The organism is Microbacterium sp. Leaf288 (assembly GCF_001422925.1).
Classification (GTDB): domain Bacteria; phylum Actinomycetota; class Actinomycetes; order Actinomycetales; family Microbacteriaceae; genus Microbacterium.
The window spans coordinates 794,954-811,651 of record NZ_LMNI01000001.1 but is presented as its reverse complement, the minus strand read 5'-3'; the positions used below and the strand labels follow the sequence as shown (position 1 = coordinate 811,651).

16 protein-coding genes are annotated in these 16,698 nt (G+C 70.4%); 2 read left to right on the top strand and 14 right to left on the bottom strand.

The window, feature by feature from the left end:
- Positions 1-14 precede the first annotated feature (14 nt).
- From ASF40_RS03465 to ASF40_RS03430, 8 genes are all read right to left on the bottom strand, one after another.
- Positions 15-983, bottom strand: a complete 969-nt coding sequence (locus ASF40_RS03465) for a fumarylacetoacetate hydrolase family protein (protein WP_056366377.1) — start codon at positions 981-983, stop codon at positions 15-17.
- Entirely contained in the window at positions 980-2,020 is a 1,041-nt protein-coding gene (locus ASF40_RS03460) for an amidohydrolase family protein (protein WP_056366374.1), read from the bottom strand. The genes ASF40_RS03465 and ASF40_RS03460 overlap by 4 nt, the downstream gene beginning before the upstream one ends.
- On the bottom strand, positions 2,017-3,150 hold the full coding sequence (locus ASF40_RS03455; RefSeq protein ID WP_056366371.1) for an FAD-dependent monooxygenase: 1,134 nt from the start codon (positions 3,148-3,150) through the stop codon (positions 2,017-2,019). The genes ASF40_RS03460 and ASF40_RS03455 overlap by 4 nt, the downstream gene beginning before the upstream one ends.
- Positions 3,151-3,184: 34 nt before the next feature.
- Positions 3,185-4,183, bottom strand: a complete 999-nt coding sequence (locus ASF40_RS03450) for a cyclase family protein (RefSeq protein WP_056366370.1) — start codon at positions 4,181-4,183, stop codon at positions 3,185-3,187.
- Positions 4,180-5,151, bottom strand: coding sequence for a fumarylacetoacetate hydrolase family protein (locus ASF40_RS03445; protein WP_056366367.1), 972 nt, complete (start codon positions 5,149-5,151; stop codon positions 4,180-4,182). Before ASF40_RS03445 ends, ASF40_RS03450 begins: the two co-directional genes overlap by 4 nt.
- Positions 5,152-5,227: 76 nt before the next feature.
- Positions 5,228-6,247 (bottom strand): VOC family protein, encoded by a 1,020-nt coding sequence (locus ASF40_RS03440; protein ID WP_045298584.1) that lies wholly within the window; start codon positions 6,245-6,247, stop codon positions 5,228-5,230.
- Positions 6,248-6,353: 106 nt separating this feature from the next.
- Entirely contained in the window at positions 6,354-7,130 is a 777-nt protein-coding gene (locus ASF40_RS03435; protein ID WP_056366364.1) for a hypothetical protein, read from the bottom strand.
- Positions 7,127-8,161 carry a Gfo/Idh/MocA family protein gene (locus tag ASF40_RS03430; protein ID WP_056366361.1) on the bottom strand — a complete coding sequence of 345 codons (1,035 nt, stop codon included), beginning with the start codon at positions 8,159-8,161 and terminating at the stop codon, positions 7,127-7,129. The genes ASF40_RS03435 and ASF40_RS03430 overlap by 4 nt, the downstream gene beginning before the upstream one ends.
- 105 nt (positions 8,162-8,266) lie before the next feature.
- Here ASF40_RS03430 and ASF40_RS03425 point away from each other — a divergent pair, with 105 nt between their 5' ends.
- Together ASF40_RS03425 and ASF40_RS03415 are read left to right on the top strand one after the other, a co-directional pair.
- Positions 8,267-9,544, top strand: coding sequence for an ROK family protein (locus ASF40_RS03425; protein WP_056366359.1), 1,278 nt, complete (start codon positions 8,267-8,269; stop codon positions 9,542-9,544).
- A 102-nt stretch (positions 9,545-9,646) separates the two neighbouring features.
- The gene (locus tag ASF40_RS03415; RefSeq protein ID WP_235560114.1) at positions 9,647-11,086 is read left to right on the top strand and encodes a sugar phosphate isomerase/epimerase; all 1,440 of its coding nucleotides are present in this window, start codon (positions 9,647-9,649) and stop codon (positions 11,084-11,086) included.
- A 187-nt stretch (positions 11,087-11,273) separates the two neighbouring features.
- On the opposite strand, the gene ASF40_RS03410 is transcribed toward ASF40_RS03415, so the two are convergent.
- The 6 genes from ASF40_RS03410 to ASF40_RS03385 all read right to left on the bottom strand — a co-directional run bounded on the left by ASF40_RS03410 (position 11,274) and on the right by ASF40_RS03385 (position 16,684).
- Positions 11,274-12,269: a Gfo/Idh/MocA family protein gene (locus tag ASF40_RS03410; RefSeq protein WP_056366357.1), complete on the bottom strand. Its 996-nt coding sequence runs from the start codon at positions 12,267-12,269 to the stop codon at positions 11,274-11,276.
- Between the two features lie 2 nt (positions 12,270-12,271).
- Positions 12,272-13,141, bottom strand: coding sequence for a ThuA domain-containing protein (locus tag ASF40_RS03405; RefSeq protein ID WP_056366354.1), 870 nt, complete (start codon positions 13,139-13,141; stop codon positions 12,272-12,274).
- Between the two features lie 79 nt (positions 13,142-13,220).
- Positions 13,221-14,228, bottom strand: a complete 1,008-nt coding sequence (locus tag ASF40_RS03400) for a sugar phosphate isomerase/epimerase family protein (protein WP_045298598.1) — start codon at positions 14,226-14,228, stop codon at positions 13,221-13,223.
- Between the two features lie 61 nt (positions 14,229-14,289).
- Positions 14,290-15,480 (bottom strand): Gfo/Idh/MocA family protein, encoded by a 1,191-nt coding sequence (locus tag ASF40_RS03395; protein ID WP_200919416.1) that lies wholly within the window; start codon positions 15,478-15,480, stop codon positions 14,290-14,292.
- Positions 15,477-15,893, bottom strand: a complete 417-nt coding sequence (locus ASF40_RS03390; protein WP_056366346.1) for a C-glycoside deglycosidase beta subunit domain-containing protein — start codon at positions 15,891-15,893, stop codon at positions 15,477-15,479. The genes ASF40_RS03395 and ASF40_RS03390 overlap by 4 nt, the downstream gene beginning before the upstream one ends.
- Positions 15,894-15,901: 8 nt before the next feature.
- A complete protein-coding gene (locus ASF40_RS03385) occupies positions 15,902-16,684 on the bottom strand; it encodes a nuclear transport factor 2 family protein (RefSeq protein WP_056366344.1) in 783 nt (260 codons plus the stop codon).
- Between the last annotated feature and the right edge of the window lie 14 nt (positions 16,685-16,698).

Genomic DNA, 16,698 nt, shown 5'->3' with positions numbered 1-16,698 from the left:
AAACAACTAAAGAATCAGAAGCGCCGCCTCGCGCGGGGGCGGGGGCGCGCAGCGGGCAACGCCGGCGCCGCCGCTGCCGCGCCCACGGTCCCGACGAGCTCGCCGATGCCCTCGACGGTCATGCGCACCTCGTCGCCCTCGCGCAGGGACGGGATCGTCGAGCCCCGGCCCCACAGCTCGCCGAGGCATCCGCCGTTTCCGACCGTGCCGCTGCCGAACACGTCCCCCGGCACGACCCGGGAGTTGCGCGACGCGTACGCGACGAGCTCGGGGAACGGCCAGCCCATGTTCGACACGAGGTCCTCGCCGACGAGCTCGCCGTTGATGCGCACCTCGGCGCGGATCGCGAGGAAGCCGTCGGCGTCGACGTACTGCTCCAGCTCGTCGGCCGTCACGATCCACGGGCCGAGGCTGGTGCCGAAGTCCTTGCCCTTCGCCGGCCCCAGTCGCACCTTCATCTCGCGGGATTGGATGTCGCGGGCCGACCAGTCGTTCATGATCGTGTACCCGAAGATGCGGGAGGCCGCCTCCCCCGCCGTCAGGTTCGCCGCGCCGACCCCGGGCGCGTTGCCGACGACGACGGCGACCTCCAGCTCGAAGTCGAGCCGTTCGGTGACCGGAGGGGCGACGGGCTCGTCCGGGCCGAGGATCGTGTGCGGGTTCGTGAAGTAGAACGTCGGCGCCTGGTACCACTCGGGCACGACCTCGCTCTTGCCGTCGACCGACGCGCTCACGCCCTCGACGTGCTCCTCGAAGGCGACGAAATCACGGACGGAGGCCGGGACCACCGGCGCCAGCAGGCGCACGTCGGCGAGCGCTGTGCCGGGCTCACCCTTCACCCGGCCGAACGCTGCGTGCGCAGCATCCACTCCCCCGGCGAGGATGTCGGCGACCGTCTGGCCGTCGGGGAACGGGACGACGCGATCGCCGACGACGAACCCCTCGCCGATGCCGGCGCCGTCGGTCCAGCGGGCGATCCTCATGCGGAGACCTTCGTGCGCAGCAGCTCCGCGGCATTGCCGGCGAGGATGCGGTCGGTGATCTCGGCCGGAAGATCGGCCGAGCGCACGAAGGCGACCGGGTCGTCGAGCCCCATGTCGAACGGGAAGTCGCTGCCGAGCACGACGCGCGAGCCCCCGGCGACCTCGACGAGGTGGCGCACGGCGATGGGGTCGTGGACGACGGTGTCGAACCACAGCTTCTTCAGGTAGCTCGACGGTTCGTGCGCGCAGCGCTGCGCCTCGGGGCGCACGCGCCACGCGCGGTCAGAGCGCCCGATGGCGAACGGCAGGTAGCCCCCGCCGTGCGCGACGACGATCTTGAGCCCCGGATGCCGGTCGAGCACTCCGGCGAAGATGAGGTGCGAGAGAGCAACGGCGTTCTCGGTCGGCTGCCCGACCGTGTTGGAGAGGTAGAACCGGTCGAGGCGCTCGTCGAGGCTGCAGCCGAACGGGTGCAGGAAGATCACGCAGCCGAGCTCGGCGGCGCGCGCCCAGAACGGCTCGAGACGTTCGTCCGAGAGCTCGACATCACCGGCGAACGACGAGATCTCGACGCCCGCGAGACCGCGGCCGAGCACGGCGTCGTCGAGGTACTCGACGAGGTGCGCCGGGTGCTGCAAGGGCACGACGCCGAGGCCGACGAGGCGGTCGGGCGCCTGGGCGACGTGCTCGGCGATGAGCCGGTTCGTCTCCCCCGCGATCCAGCCCGACAACCCCTCGTTCGCCCACGGGTAGAAGTGGTTCGGCGACACGCTGACCCACTGCCGGTCGACCCCCTGCTCATCCATCGCGGCGAGCCGGGCGTGCACGTCGGTGAGCTTCGGTATGCGGGCGCCGATCATGGCGCCCGACGCCTGCAGGCTCTCGACGCCGTTGCGCCGGCGCTCGAGGTCGGCGGCCGCGGCCACTTCCTCAGGCGCGCGGCGCTCGACCTCGGCGTGCAGCGCCGGCAGCAGCAGGTGTGCGTGGACGTCGACAACCGGCATCTGGTCGCCGCTGACCGAAATGAGCTCGGTCATGCGGGAACCGCCATCTGGTGCGCGATGCCGAACATGAGGCCCGCGACGTCCGCGTCCCGGACGCCGTCCAGCTGCCACTGGCCGAGCTGGACGGATGCCTCCACCACGGCCGTGGCCCGCGGCAGCCGACGCGCGTGGAACTCGTCCCACAGCGCCGCGTCGACCGCATCGCGGCCGGCCAGCAGCTCGGTGAGCACCAGCGCGTCCTCGAGGCCCTGCGCCGCGCCCTGCGCGATCGTCGGAGGGCAAGAGTGCGCGGCGTCCCCGATGAGGACGACGCGGCCGCGGTTCCACGCCCCCTCGACGATGTGCTTCGTGAACCACGTGTAGTTCGCGTGCGCACCGCCCTCGAGGTCGGCGCGGATCGAGTTCCAGGGGCCGTCGTAGGCGCGGGACTCCTCGAGCATGACGCGGGTGGCGTCCTCGTCGGAGACGTCGAAGCGGTCCTGCGCCTTCTCGACGAGGAACGCGTACATCGTGTCGTCGCCCGTCGGGGTGTAGCCGGCGATGTAGACCGGGCCTCCGTAGTACAGCTCGCTGCGGACGACCTCGGCGGGCCGCGAGACGAACGAGCGCCAGATGCCCATGCCGGTCGGCTCGGGCTTGGTCTCGATGCCGATGAGCCCGCGGACGGCGGAGTTCAGGCCGTCGGCGCCGATCAGCAGGTCGTACGAGCCGGCGGAGGCGCCGTCGACGAAGACCTCGACCCCGTCGCCGCTCTGCTCGAGGCCCGTGACCTTGGTTCCGAAGCGGACGTTCGCGCCCGCCTTCTGCGCGTGGTCGAGGAGGATGCGGGCGAGTGCAGGCCGCGGCATCCCCATCGCCGCCGGGTAGTCGGGTCCGCCGGTCTTGACGTCGGGAAGCTCGGCGACGATCGGCGCACCCGGCCCGGGAGCGCGCAGGTTGAGTCCCTCGAAGGGGTAGCCGGCGGCGCGGATGTCGTCCCACGCGCCGAGCGCGTCGAACACGCGCAGGGCATTGCCCTGCAGCGAGATGCCGGACCCGAGCGCACTGAGCTCGGGCTTCGCCTCGAAGACGTCGACCTCGACGCCGGCCTTGGCGAGCTGGATGGCGGCGGCGAGTCCGCTGACGCCGCTTCCGGCGATCGCGACCTTGTTCACTGCGGTCATGTCAGAACCTCTCTGTTCTTGTCTTCGGGGGGGATTAGAGAATCGCGACGGGGTTGATCGGCGAGCCGACCGCCCCCGTGATCGGCAGCGGCGCCGCCGACAGCAGGAAGTCCCAGCGCCCGCGTGCCGCACACGCGTCGGCGAGGGCGTCGAGATTCCACATCTCGCCGATCGTGAGTCCCATGTTCGGGATCACGACCTGGTGCAGCGGCTGGAACGCGGGTGCGTCGAACTCGTTGGGCCGCACCTCGAAGCCCCACGTGTCGGTGGCGATCGCGGCGATCTCGGTGCGGTGCAGCCACCCTGCCGTGGTGAGCGACAGCCCCGGCGCGGGTCCGCCGGCGTACTCGCCCCAGCCGTCGCGCCGCGTGCGGGCGTACTGGCCGGTGCGCACCAGCACGATGTCGCCGCGGCCGACGCGGCTCGACGCGCCCTGCGCGGCGATGGTCGCCTCGATGTCGGCGACGGTGATCGCGTAGCCGTCGGCGAGTTCGCCGGTGTCGGGCGCGAGATGGCGGCCCACGTCGATCAGCACCCCCCGCGAGACGATGACGGATGCCGCGTGCTCGATCCCCGTGACGAGGTCGCCGTCGCTCGTGACGACGTCGCCCGCACGCCGGCCGTTCCAGGCGTTGCCGTGGTCGAAGATGTGCCCGAGCCCGTCCCACTGGGTGGAGCACTGCAGCGGCATCGCGATCACGTCGTCGGCGCCGCCGATGCCGTGCGGGAAGCCCTGGTTGCCGCGCTCGGCGTCGGTGCCGGTGTCGGTCATCGTGTGCACCGGATTGGTGCGCCGGCGCCACCCCTTCTGCGGGCCGTTCGTGTCGAACGCCTGCGCGAGCGAGATCACCTCGCCGTCCTGCACGAGGGCGGCGGCCTCGACCCGCTTGGCGGCATCGATGAAGTTGAGCGTGCCGAGCACGTCGTCCTCACCCCAGCGGCCCCAGTTGCGGAACGCCTCGGCGCGCGCGGCGATCTCGGCCTCGGGGTCGTTGCGGTCGAGGTCGGCGGGGTTCTCGCTCGGCGCGCTCATACCGCCGGTCCTTCCGCGAGGCAGCGGACCACCTGCGTGCCGAGGCCCGAGATGGATCCCGTCATGACGTCGCCGTCACGCAGGAACCTCTTCCAGTGCTGGCCGTTCCCGGGAGGGCTTCCGGTGAGCAGCAGATCGCCGGGCAGCAGCGCCGTCGTCTGCGACGCGGCGGAGATGAGCGCCGGGATGTCGAAGAGGAGGTCGCTCGTCGATCCGTTCTGCATCGTGTCGCCGTTGAGATCGAGTCGCACCGTGAGGTCCTCCCCCGCCACGAAGGGCGCCGGCACCAGGAAGGGACCGGTCGGAAGGAAGCCGGGGGCGTTCTTGGAGCGGAACCAGTCGGTGCCGATCTCCTTCATGTCCTTGCGGAAGACGAGGTCGCGCGTCGTGACGTCGTTGACGATCGTGTAGCCCGCGACGTGATTCAGTGCGTCCTCGCGGGAGACGCGGAACGCCTCGGTGCCGATCACGACGGCGAGCTCCAGCTCCCAGTCGTGCACCTCGCTGTAGCCGGGCAGCACGAGCGGCACGTCGTCGCCGACGACGACAGTGGGCAGGCCGAGGAAGAAGTACGGCTCGCCGTTCGCACGGCGGTCGTCCATCATCTTGGCCGCGAACTCGCGGGCCTCCTCGGGCGAGCGGGAGGGGTCCTGCGTGAGGCCGGCAACGACCAGCTCGATGACGTGCTCGCGATAGTTCGCGCCCGCCTGCACCACTTGGCGGGGCTCGACCGGTGCGGTGAGCACGACGTCGGCCAGCGGCATCCACCCCCCTTGTTCTGCGGCGAGCGCGCGGAGGCGGTCCCAATCGGGATGCGCCAGGAAGGCGTTGAGGCCGGCGGCGCCGAGCTCGTCATCCGAGACCGCGCGGATGCGGTCGCCGGCGACGAGCCCGAGACGCACGGAATCGCCGTCGCGGAAGCGCGCGAGGGCGAAAGGGGCGGTCAGTCCGTGTGACGACGTCGTCATGTTCTCTCCAGATCCGTGGTTCGGAACGTGGTGCGAGGGTGGGGACGCCTCCGCGGCATCCCCACCCTCGAGCCTGTCAGCCCTGGCCGTGCTTGGCGTACGGGTTCAGCAGGGCGTCCTTGATCTCATCCGGAACGCCCTCCTCCGTCGCCGACGGACCGTCGGCGGGCGGGAAGGACTCCGTCATCGACATCGGCATGGCGCTGTTGCGGTAGAAGTTGTTCGACCCCTGCGACGGCTTCCACGTGTTGGCCTCCCAGTCGGGCACGTAGTTGCGGTAGCCGCCGGTGTTGAGCTCGATACGCAGGCTCGAGGGCTCGCGGTAGTAGAGGAAGTTCTGCTCGCCGATGCCGTGGATCGACGGGCCGTACTCGATCGGGTAGCCGTTCTCGCCGAGCACGTCGGCGGCGATGAGCAGCTCCTCGCGGGTGTCGACCCAGAAGGCGTAGTGGTTCACGCGGCCGGCGCGGGTCGAGCCATCGAGCACGACGCCGAGGTCGTGCGACTTCTCGTTCGTCGTGAGCACCGAGAACACCGAGATCGGCGCCTCGTCGAGCTGCGTGCGCGCCATGAAGCGGAAGCCGAGCACGTCGACGTACCACTGGACGAAGGCGTCGACGTCGCTCGTCGCGATCGTGACGTGGTCGAGCTGGCGCGGGGCGCCCGCGACCTTGCTGCGGCGCGACGGGCGGTCGGGGTAGATCGACGCGGCGTCGCCCTCGGTGTCGTGGTGGCGCGTGACGTCCCAGTGCAGGGTCAGCGTGTGGCCCCACGGGCCGGTGAACTGATAGGCACGGCCGATCTTGTGGACGTCGATCCACTCGCCCTGGATGCCGGCGGCCTCGACGCGCTTGGCGGCCTCCTCGAGCGCCTCGGGGCTCGACGTGCGCCACGCGGCGGTCACGAGACCCGGCTCGTCGCCCGGCACGACCACGACCGAGTAGGCGTAGTAGTCGCCCCAGCAGCGGAGGTAGACGGCGCCGTCGACGCGGTCGACGACGGTGAGGCCGACCTGCTTCACGTAGAAGTCGACGGATGCTTCGACATCCGGCGACGTGATGGCCACATACGACAGATGCGACAGAAGCTTGATCATCTTCGATCCCTTTCGGTGAGTCATCGGGGTGATCCCGTCAACCACTTTCGCCGAACTCGGGCATATCGAGGAATCCCATATCGGCTATCCCTCAGATCACCGACGTTTATGCCGTCGGCGCGGCGAGGAGCGCGGCCGCGAGCGCTGTGTCATGGCGCAGATCCGCGAGATCGGACGGCGGCTCGCCCGCGCGGACCGCCGCGATCGCGCGGCGCAGCGCGACGCGCTCGGGGCTCTCGAAGAGCGCGGGAAGGATGCCGCGACCCGCGGCATCCGTGACGCAGGCGACGGTCTCGAGATCGGCGTCGATCTCCACGCGCGTCGGGGCCATCGTGGTGATCCGCACGCGGCCGGGAATCGGCGCGCCCGGCTGCGCGGCGGCGACGATCGACACGGAAGCGCCCTCTGTGGACCCGAGGAGCGCGAGCACGCGGCCGCCCCACGACTCGGTCGTCAGAGGGGCGAGCGGAGCGCGCGCGAGGACCCGCGCCCACCCGATCGCGTCGCGCAACGCCGGACCGAGGGTGCGCGCGGGCGCATGACACTCGACGACGAGCGCGCCGGGAGCCGGGAGCTCCTCGATCGAAGCGCCCACTCCGGCGACCAGGTCGGCGCGCAGCAGCGGGCGCTCCACGACCACGGGCGTCGCACCGGCGAGTGAGGCGAGAGCCTCGAGCGCCTCGATCGGGGCGACGGCGGGCTGCGCGACGACGACGGCCGCCGCGCCGGCGGCGATCGCATCAGAGGCCACCACCCACCACCCGTCGCCCCCGCGCACGACGGCGACGGCACCCTTCGTGTCACGGCTCGCCACCGCGCTCTCGGGCAGCTCGGCCACCGCGATGCGGTAGGCGTCGAGGTCGGTGCGAACGGGCGTCGTCATGCTGCGGCTCCGATCAGCTCTGCCGCGGCGTCAGCCAGCCGCAGGGCGTAGCGGGCATCGTCGAGCAGTTCGTCGTACTCCACGGGCAGGCCGGCGTCGAGCAGCTCCGCGAGGGCGCGCCACTCGGCGACGTATCCGTCGAGGGGGTCGTGTGCGTAGATCGTGTCGCGGCCGTCCGCGGCGCGCACGCGCACCCGCGCTCCGCCCGCGTGCACGAACGGGGGCGGGAAGCTGACGTCGAGCCGGTCGGAGGCCGTCGCGACGGCGATGCGCCAGAGCGTGTCGGCGCCCTCCGGGAGCATCACCATCGTGAGCTGGACCGGGACCCCGCCGGCGACGAAGCCGACCGCGTACCCGAGCGGGGGCAGCGCCCGCGCGAAGACGACGCGCTCGAAGCGCGGGACCAGATCACGCACGAGCGGCATGTCGTGGATCGCGAGCCCCGTGAGGAGCTGGCGCACGACGCCCGCGGCAACCGCGGCGCGCGTCAGGTCGGGAGCGCCCCGGCCGGCGGCCGCCGATGCGGGCAGCTCGGTGACGAGCTCGTGATACCGCGCGTTCGGCGCCAGCGCGAGCGTGACCGAGATCGAGACGACCGGCCCGCCCGACACGGTGAGGTGATGCTTGGCCCGGCCCCACGCCGGATCGAAGTAGTGGTTCGTGCCGACGATCAGCGGCACCCCGGCGCGGCGGCACGCCTCGACGGCCTCCTCCGCCTCGGCGACCGTCGTGCCGATGGGCTTCTCGCAGAACACCGCGCGTTTGCCGGCGGCGACGGCCGCGATGATCTGCGCCGCATGCTGGGCGGGCGGGCTGCAGATCGCGACGACCTCGGCCTCCGGATCCGCCATGATGGCGTCGACACCCGTCGACGACCGCGCACCCACCCGCACCGCGAGTGCCGCCGAGCGGCCACTGCCCCCGTCGGCGATGTGCACGACGCGGAAGGCGTCGCCCACGCGCGCGAGCGTCGGAAGATGCAGCGCCGCCACTCCGGGCCCCGCACCGATGATGCCCACACCACGCGCCATGGCTGCCTCCTTACTTCGGCTGGAAGCGTACCTAAGTGTGAAGCCGTTTGACTATAGGTGTCTCGATTTCCGCGTCTAGCGTGCAGTGTTATGTAAGAATCGACCATGGCCAGAGAGTCCACGCTGCGGTTCGGCGCACAGACCGACGAGATGACGAGCCTTCTCCGCATCGTCAACATGGTTCGCACCGGTGAGGCCGCCACCCGTCCCGAGATCGGCCGCGTGACCGGTCTCGGCCGTGGCGTCGTGACGCAGCGCGTCGACCACGCGATCGAGATGGGCTACCTCGCCGACGGCGAGTTCGGCCCCTCGTCGGGGGGCCGCGCACCGCGCACCCTCCGCTTCCGCGGCGACGCCGGGCGCATCGTCGTCTGCGCACTCGGCGCGCTCCACATCCACGTCGGCGTGGCGCTCCTCGACGGCGACGTCATCGATCAGGAGCATTCGCCGTGGGACATCGCCCGCGGTCCCGCGGAGACCCTCGACAAGGCCCTGAGCATGATCGACGAGGTGCTCGCGCGCACCCCGGACGTGCCGGTCTGGGGCATCGGCGTCGGAGTGCCCGGCCCGGTGGACTTCGACAGCGGTCGTCCTGTCGCACCGCCGATCATGCCCGGCTGGAACGGCTTCGACGTGCGCCGCCGCTTCGAGCAGCGCTACGACGCTCCCGTCTGGGTCGACAACGACGTGAACCTCCTCACCTTCGGAGAGCGGGCCCGCCGCGACGACGACCGCCTCGACCTGATCTACTGCAAGATCGGCTCCGGCATCGGCGCCGGCCTCCTCTCGCACGGCCGCATCCATCGCGGCGTCAACGGCGCCGCCGGCGACATCGGCCACGTGCGGGTGCGCGATTCGGATGCCCTCTGCCGCTGCGGCAAGATCGGGTGCCTCGAAGCCGTCGCCGGCGGATGGGCGATGATCCGCGACGCCCTCGCCGAGATCGAGGCCGGCGCCACGGGCGTGCTCGCCACCGCCGTCGCCGACGGCGAGGAGCTCACGCCCGAGCTGATCTCGATCGCGGCCGAGAACGGCGACGCCCTCGCGATCCGGCTCGTGCAGCGCTCGGCCCGCGTCGTCGGCGAGTCGATCGCCGCGCTCGTCAACATGTTCAACCCGTCGGTCATCGTGATCGGCGGCGCCATGGCCGGTGCCGGCGAGCTTCTGCTGGCCGAGGTGCGCCAGCGCGTCTACGAGCTGTCACTCCCCCTCGCCACACGCGACCTGACGATCGCGCAGTCCGTCAACGACCGGCGCGAGCCGCTGCGCGGCGGTGTCGAGATGGTGCGCGAGCAGCTCTTCGAGGTCACCTTCCCGCGGTGGTTCAGCGACGGGAGGCCGTCGGTCGTCGCCATTCGCGGGGCACTCGAGGCCGTCGCCTGAGCTCTGTGACAGAGACCCGGAAACTTCTTACGAAAAACGACAAAAGCGTGTAGCTTCCTGTCTGAAGCCGATCCGATCGGCCGGCACAAGGGAGTGAACACGATGGCGTTGCCGCTGCTGCAGGACGATGCGCTCGTCTCGACGGAATCCGGCTTCGCGCTGCACGTAAGCCTGCCGTGGATCCGGTCCATGCCGCTGGCGGCCGTCACCGATCTCGCGGTCTCTATCGACGGCTCCCCCGTCTCGGTCACCGCCCGGCTCGACGGGCGCGACGTCGCACCGGGCGCCCTCTCCACCGAGCCGGGATGGTGGTTCATCCAGGACCGCCTCGAACTGCGGGGCGTCGGGATGCTGCCGCCCGGCGCGCACGATGTCTCGGTGTCGTTCGTGCTCGTGGTGCCGTATCTGCAGGCGGGCCCGTCCGGGCCGCTCGCGCTGCCGCTGCGCGCCGATCGTGCGCTCGGCCTCCGGGACGAGGCATCCGTCGCTCGCCGCCCGGTCGCAGACAGGGCTACCCCGGCCGAGCAGGCGGTGCCGGCGGGCGGCGACCTGCCGGGCGAGTGGACCGTCTCAGCCAGCGCGTTCAACTGGACGCCGGAGGTCATCCGCGCAGAGCGCTCCGCGTCCGACATCGCGATCGGCGTGGTCGGCGAGGGTGTCGCCGCGACCATCGAGATCGAGGCCGGGCAGGTGTGGCGCTCGTTCCCGGATCCCTCCGACGCGGAGGTCGACGTGTTCCGCGAGCGCCTGACAGCTGCCGGCGGCGCCGTGACGATCGTCGGCGCGAGCCTCGACGACTGGGCGTCGCCCTCGCGCCGTCGCACGGACGAGGAGCGGCTCGCGTTCCTCGTGCCGCAGCTGCGTGCGGCCGCGCGTCTCGGCGCCCGGGGCGTGCGCGTCCCTTTCGGGCAGACGGGGTCCGAGCTGCTGCGCCTGGCGCAGCCGGTGCTCCACGACCTCGGCGTCGTGCTCCACGAAGAGATCCAGGGGCAGCAGAGCCTCGACGTGCCCGCGAACGCGGCCAACCTCGAGCTGCTCCAGGAGCTCGACGATCCCCGCATCCGGGTGCTGATCGACATCAGCATGCTCATGCCGTCGCTGCCGCCGTCGTACCTCGAAGAGCTGCGCCGGGGTGGTGTCGACGACTCTCTGCTTCACCGTCTCGACACCGCATGGCGGGCGCCCGAGACCCACGAAGCAGTGATCGCGACGCTCCGCGAGGGACGAGTGCCCCCGTCGGTCCACACGCTCTTCATGAACCTGCTCGTGCGCTTCGGTCGCTCGGAGGTGGCCGACCTCGAACCGCTGCTGCCCCTCACCGCCGGCGTGCACCTGAAGTTCTGGGACCTCGACGACGCCGAAGGGCGGGTGTCGCGCCCGATCGGCGACATCGGAGCAGCCCTGCGGCGCACCGGCTTCGCCGGCACACTGACGAGCGAGTGGGGCGGCCACGAGTGGCTGGACGCGGATGCCGCCACGATGACCCGAGCCCACCTGGCGCTGTCGCGCCGCGCGCTGACGGGAGCATCCGTCAGAGCGTGAGATGCGGTCGTTCGTGCGACAGGCACGCGGCCCGCGGGGCAGCGACTCGAGACCTGTCTCGACCGGAGGAGAAAGACGACATCCCCGGGCACACTGCGGCCCGGCAAGCTCGATCACGCGCGCTGACGCCGCTGCACGAGTACGACGATGGCTCCCGATCCGCGGATCGGCAGCCATCGTCGTGTGTTCAGCGGGGCTGAAGTCCCGCAGCGCGATAGACGTCGTCGACGAGTTCCATCGTGGCTACGGCGTCCTGGGCGCGCAGCGGCGTGGCGGCCCCGGAGCCGAGGACCTCCACGAGGTGCTGCAGCTGCGCCACGTAGCTCGATTCACCATCGACCGCCTTCTCATCGATGAGCACGTCCTCCCCCGCGGTGACGCGCAGCGTGGCGCCCCATTGCGGGACGATCACGCTGGTCGCGTGCAGCGTCGCCGAGGATCCGACGATGTGCAGCGACATCCGTCCCTCGTCGTCACCCAGGAACGACGCGCGCACCCGCGCGGTGATGCCGTCGTCGAACGACAGCACGAAGTCGGTCTGCAGATCGACGCGGGGGTCGTCGTCGTACAGCTCGGCAGACGACGACAGCACGGTCGCCTCACCGAACGCGGCGCGCAGAAGGTCGATGGCATAGCAGCCGACGTCCATCACCGCTCCGCCGCCGAGATCTCCGTTCAGCCGGATATTGCCGGGCCCTACGACGAAGTGAGGGATGCTGAAGTCGATCTCGACGTCCTCGATGTCACCCAGCACGCCCGACCGGATGACCTCCAGCAGACGCTGAGTGAACGAGTGGAGCCGATAGTGGAACCCGACGAACGCCGACCGGCGGTTCGCGCGGGCGGCGTCGGCGATCGCGCGCGCGTCCTTGCCGTTGGCCGAGAGCGGCTTCTCGCAGAGGACGTGCTTGCCGGCATCCAGCGCCGCGACCGCCCACCGCGCGTGGACGGTGGGCGGCAGGGCCACATAGACCAGGTCGACGTCGGGGTTCGTCATGACGCTCGCGTAGTCCCCGGCGGCCTCGATGCCGAACCGGTCCGCGAAGGCGCGGGCGCGCTCGGGGTCGCGCGATCCCACCGCGATGACCTGGACGCTCTCGACGAGAGTCGAGGGCTCCACCATGGCCCGCTCGGCGATGCCGCCTGTCCCGAAGATCCCGACGCGCAGCTGTGAAGCTGTCATGCTCACCCCTCCTTGTTGTAGTACGGCCACGGCAGGAAGCGGCGCTCGCCCCGACGGTCGGGACCGTCGAGGGTGACCTCACCGGTCGCCGCCCATTCGACGCCGCGCGGGAACATGCGGATGAACTCGATGCGGCGGAACGTGTCGATGTCGTGGCCGATCGTGATGGTGAACGACCGGCCGGCGCCGTACTCGTTGATCCAGGCGATCGGCTGATCAGTGTTCATGCCGGGGAGCGCAGCGATGCCCTCCGGCGGCATCGCCACCGGGTAGTGCGACATCGGCCACATCGGCGCCTTCTCGTACGACTCGAGGTCGTCGTACGTCGTGAGGAGCACCTGGGCGCTCTCGGCGATCTCGACGCCGGTGAGGATGTCGTCGCCGGTGACCGTCCACCGGGCGCTGATGCCCTCGGTGATCGCGTGCCGCGGCTCGACGGTGTCGAGCTGCGCCTCACCCCACGGGCGGGGCCGCAGTCCCCCGGCAACGGTGAGCCGAGAGCCGCGCATGACGTTGTACTCGTCGGGGTAGCCCCAGTCATCCTCCTGTGCGGCGGAGCCGTGGAACCACACGATGCCTTTGCCGTCGTCGTGGACGAACTTCAGGAGCGCAGCATCCGTCTCCGCCCCGAAGCCGACGGCCTTCTCGTGGTAGCCGTCGCGGCCCTCGAAGACGACGATGACCACGTCGTACTTGTCGATGATCTCGGCGCCCACACCGCGGGGGTCCTCAACCACTCGGACGCGGAAGCGTCCGGTGTCTTCGAGCAGGGTCGTGAGCCACTGGTTGTGCTGACGGAAGCTGCGGAACTCGTTGTCGAGCTCGCGGGTCATGTGACCCGACAGGATGAGCACGTCAAGGACGTCGGTCATGCGAACACTCCTTCGTGTGGGGCGTGCGAAGGCACGCCGAAGAGGGTCCCGGTGCATCCGGGACCCTGCGGGTCGGGGCCTAGTCGGCCTTGGTCGAGAACGCGGCGTCGAACGCCGCAGCGGGAGGCGTGATCGCGTTGAGCTTGCGCACGAACTCGATCGCCTCAGGGGCTCCGTCCAGCCGGTCCATGCCGGCGTCCTCCCACTCGATGGAGGTGGGCCCGTCGTACCCGATCGCGTTGAGTGCGCGGAACAGCGGCTCCCACGGCACGGCGCCGTGTCCGGTCGACACGAACGTCCAGCCGCGACGAGGGTTCGCCCACGGCAGGTGCGAGCCGAGTACGCCGTTGCGGCCGTCGAGGTTGGTGATCGACTCTTTCACGTGCACATGGAAGATGTGGTCTGCGAAATCGAGGACGAAAGCGACCGGGTCGAGCTGCTGCCACATGAAGTGCGACGGGTCGAAGTTGAGGCCGAAGCTCCGGCGGTGCCCGATGGCCTCGAGCGTCGCCTTGGCGGTCCAGTAGTCGTAGGCGATCTCGCTCGGGTGCACCTCGAGGCCGAAGCGCACACCGACCTCTTCGAAGACGTCGAGGATGGGGTTCCAACGGTCGGCGAAGTCCTGGTACCCGGCGGCGATCCACTCGTCGGACGCCGGCGGGAACATCGCGACCGCCTTCCAGATCGACGAACCCGTGAAGCCGTTCACCGTCTTCACGCCCAGCTTCGCGGCGAACCGGGCCGTGTTCTTCATGTCCTCGGCTGCTCGCTGACGCACCCCCTCGGGCTCGCCATCGCCCCATACGCGAGGCGGGAGGATGTCCTTGTGCCGCGCGTCGATGGGGTCGTCGCACACGGCCTGACCGGTGAGGTGGTTCGAGATCGCCCACACCTTCAGGCCGTTGCGCTCGAGGATGTCCTTGCGGGACTGCACGTATTCCGCGTCGTCCCACCGGGACACGTCGATGTGGTCGCCCCAGCAGGCGATCTCGAGGCCGTCGAAGCCCCATTCGCCCGCGAGCCGTGCGACCTCCTCGAACGGCAGATCGGCCCACTGGCCGGTGAAGAGGGTGATCGGACGAGGCATCGAAGCTCCTTCGCTTTGGTGTTGCTATGAACCTATCCGGCGGTGTGCCGGAGGCAACGGGTCATCCCGCGGTCGTCTCGGCCGCGACCGGCGCACCGACGCGCACCCAGCCCGAGTCGCTCCGCGAGCTCTCCTCGACGGCGGCCAGCACGCGCTGCACGGACAACCCCTCGGCGAAAGACGGGTGCGGGTCGGCGCCCTCACTGATCGCGGTCACGAGGTCCACGACCTGGTGGCTGAACCCGTGTTCGTAGCCGAGCATGTGACCGGCCGGCCACCAGGCGGCGACGTACGGATGCTGCGCCTCGGTGACGAGGATCCGGGTGAAGCCCTGCGTGGTCTCGGGTGCGGTGCGGTCGTAGAACCACAGCGTGTTCAGGTCCTCGAGATCGAAGCGAAGGGCGCCCTTGTCGCCCGACACCTCGATCGAGAGGTCGTTCTTGCGTCCGGTGGCGAATCGCGTGGCCTCGAACGAGACGAGGGCGCCGGTGGACAGCCGCCCGGTGAAGAGGGCGACGTCGTCCACGGTCACCTCTCCCACCCCGTCTGCCGCGGTCCCGGACAGACCCGACCCGGATCCCTGCAGCGGACGCTGCTTCACGATCGTGTCGAGCACGCCCGACACCGCGGTCACGTCCAGGCCCGTCACGAACTGCGTCATGTCGATGATGTGGGCACCGATGTCCCCGAGCGCGCCCGAACCCGCGTGCTCCTTCTGCAAGCGCCAGGCCAGCGGCATCTCCGGGTCGACGAGCCAGTCCTGACGGTATGCCGCGCGCACGTGCGCGATCCTGCCGACCGCGCCCTGTGCGATCAGATCCCGCAGGAACGTCACCGCCGGGACGCGACGGTAGGTGAAGCCGACCATCGACCGGACGCCGCGCGCGGCGGCGCGGGCGGCCGCTTCCGCCATGGCCTCGGCCTCTTCGACGGTGTTCGCCAGCGGCTTCTCGCAGAGCACGTGCTTGCCCGCCTCCAATGCCGCGATCGCGATCTCTGCGTGCGAGTCGCCGGGCGTCACGATGTCGACGATGTCGATGTCGTCGCGGGCGATCACCTCGCGCCAGTCGGTCGCCGATTCGGCCCAGCCCCACTGGGCGGCAGCATCCGCCACCGCCTCGGCGTTGCGTCCGACGATCACCGCCATCTCCACGTCTTCCGGCAGGGAGAACACGTGCGGCGCCTGCCGCCACCCGACCGAGTGCGCGGCGCCCATGAACCCGTAGCCGATCATGGCCACCCGGAGCGTCATGCCAGCACCAGTTCCCGCTCCACCGGAACGCGGTTGGTCACATAGCGGCCAGGTCCGCCGTCTTCGCCCGGCATGATCTGCATGTAGAGCAGGCGCATGGTGAGCACGACCTCGACCGTGATCTTCTCGCCGGCTGCCGGCACATGGTCGAGGTGGATGAGCACGTCCGGACGGTCCGCGACGAACCAGAGGGTGTCGGACTGCTCGGGCAGCTCCTCCACCCGGTATTCGCGGCCGCCGAGAGCGAAGCGGATGTTCTCCGTCGGCACCGGAGCGCCGTCGACGGATGCCGCCACCTCGTCGACCGCCGAGAGCCAGAGGCTGCGGTACCAGGGCAGCTGCACCGAGACCGCCAGCCCGTCGTCGGTGCGCCGGACGTCCTTCTCGGAGAAGAGGGAGTTGTGAGTGGCCATGATGTCTCCTAGGCGAAGGTGTCGGTGAAGTGGTCGTGCGGCACCGGCGGAACGGGCTCGAGCTTCTGCACGGTCTCGGGGCTGTAGGGGTGATTCGTCTCCGGCACCGGCTGGTCTGCCGGCGGCATGAAGACGGGCTTGCCGTCGTCGCCGAAGTACATCAGGTCGAGGTCGAAGGCGCCCTGGTTCTTCTGGCCGAAGCTCACCCAGTTCTCCTCGAACGGGGCCCGGGCGAGCTCGTAGCAGCGGAACTTCCAGAACTTCCACTCGCCGTCCTGCTTCAGGAAGTCGATCGCGTACTTGCACCACACCCAGTGCGCCCAGACCTTCTTGCCGAGCACCTCGTCCGGGGAGTACATGTCGGGGAACGCCTCCGCGACCGTCGGGTCGGTCAGTCCCGACTCGGTACCGGCCATCAGCCACACGCCCTTGGCGGTCTGCCCGTCGCCGGCGACCTCGATGACCGGGGTCGTGGTGGCGTGGAGGATGAGCTTTCCGACCGGGGACGGCCGGTCGCGGTGGTAGCGCGTGACGCTCTCCCACGTGGTGTACTGCCCGGCGTTGGTGTACCGCGCGCGGATGCCCTCGGTACCCTCCTTCACCCAGAGCGGGATGATCTGCTCGTCCTGGAACGCGTTGTGCAGGTACATGTAGCGGTTGAACAGGTTCTCGACCTGGCCCCGGTCCTCCGCGCGCTGGGCGAGGCGCTGGGCGTCCTCGACCTGCTCACGGAGCCTGGCCACCTCGGCGGCCAGTCCGGCGATGGATGCGTCGACGACGGTGTCGGTCATGTCACTCCTTGTGA

Coding starts and splice junctions, on each gene's coding strand:
- ASF40_RS03400 (WP_045298598.1), bottom strand. CDS start 14,228: ATGCCTCGTCCGATCACCCTCTTCACCGGCCAGTGGGCCGATCTGCCG.
- ASF40_RS03455 (WP_056366371.1), bottom strand. CDS start 3,150: ATGACCGCAGTGAACAAGGTCGCGATCGCCGGAAGCGGCGTCAGCGGA.
- ASF40_RS03460 (WP_056366374.1), bottom strand. CDS start 2,020: ATGACCGAGCTCATTTCGGTCAGCGGCGACCAGATGCCGGTTGTCGAC.
- ASF40_RS03465 (WP_056366377.1), bottom strand. CDS start 983: ATGAGGATCGCCCGCTGGACCGACGGCGCCGGCATCGGCGAGGGGTTC.
- ASF40_RS03385 (WP_056366344.1), bottom strand. CDS start 16,684: ATGACCGACACCGTCGTCGACGCATCCATCGCCGGACTGGCCGCCGAG.
- ASF40_RS03435 (WP_056366364.1), bottom strand. CDS start 7,130: ATGACGACGCCCGTTCGCACCGACCTCGACGCCTACCGCATCGCGGTG.
- ASF40_RS03395 (WP_200919416.1), bottom strand. CDS start 15,480: ATGACGCTCCGGGTGGCCATGATCGGCTACGGGTTCATGGGCGCCGCG.
- ASF40_RS03415 (WP_235560114.1), top strand. CDS start 9,647: ATGGCGTTGCCGCTGCTGCAGGACGATGCGCTCGTCTCGACGGAATCC.
- ASF40_RS03425 (WP_056366359.1), top strand. CDS start 8,267: ATGGCCAGAGAGTCCACGCTGCGGTTCGGCGCACAGACCGACGAGATG.
- ASF40_RS03410 (WP_056366357.1), bottom strand. CDS start 12,269: ATGACAGCTTCACAGCTGCGCGTCGGGATCTTCGGGACAGGCGGCATC.
- ASF40_RS03450 (WP_056366370.1), bottom strand. CDS start 4,183: ATGAGCGCGCCGAGCGAGAACCCCGCCGACCTCGACCGCAACGACCCC.
- ASF40_RS03445 (WP_056366367.1), bottom strand. CDS start 5,151: ATGACGACGTCGTCACACGGACTGACCGCCCCTTTCGCCCTCGCGCGC.
- ASF40_RS03430 (WP_056366361.1), bottom strand. CDS start 8,161: ATGGCGCGTGGTGTGGGCATCATCGGTGCGGGGCCCGGAGTGGCGGCG.
- ASF40_RS03440 (WP_045298584.1), bottom strand. CDS start 6,247: ATGATCAAGCTTCTGTCGCATCTGTCGTATGTGGCCATCACGTCGCCG.
- ASF40_RS03390 (WP_056366346.1), bottom strand. CDS start 15,893: ATGGCCACTCACAACTCCCTCTTCTCCGAGAAGGACGTCCGGCGCACC.
- ASF40_RS03405 (WP_056366354.1), bottom strand. CDS start 13,141: ATGACCGACGTCCTTGACGTGCTCATCCTGTCGGGTCACATGACCCGC.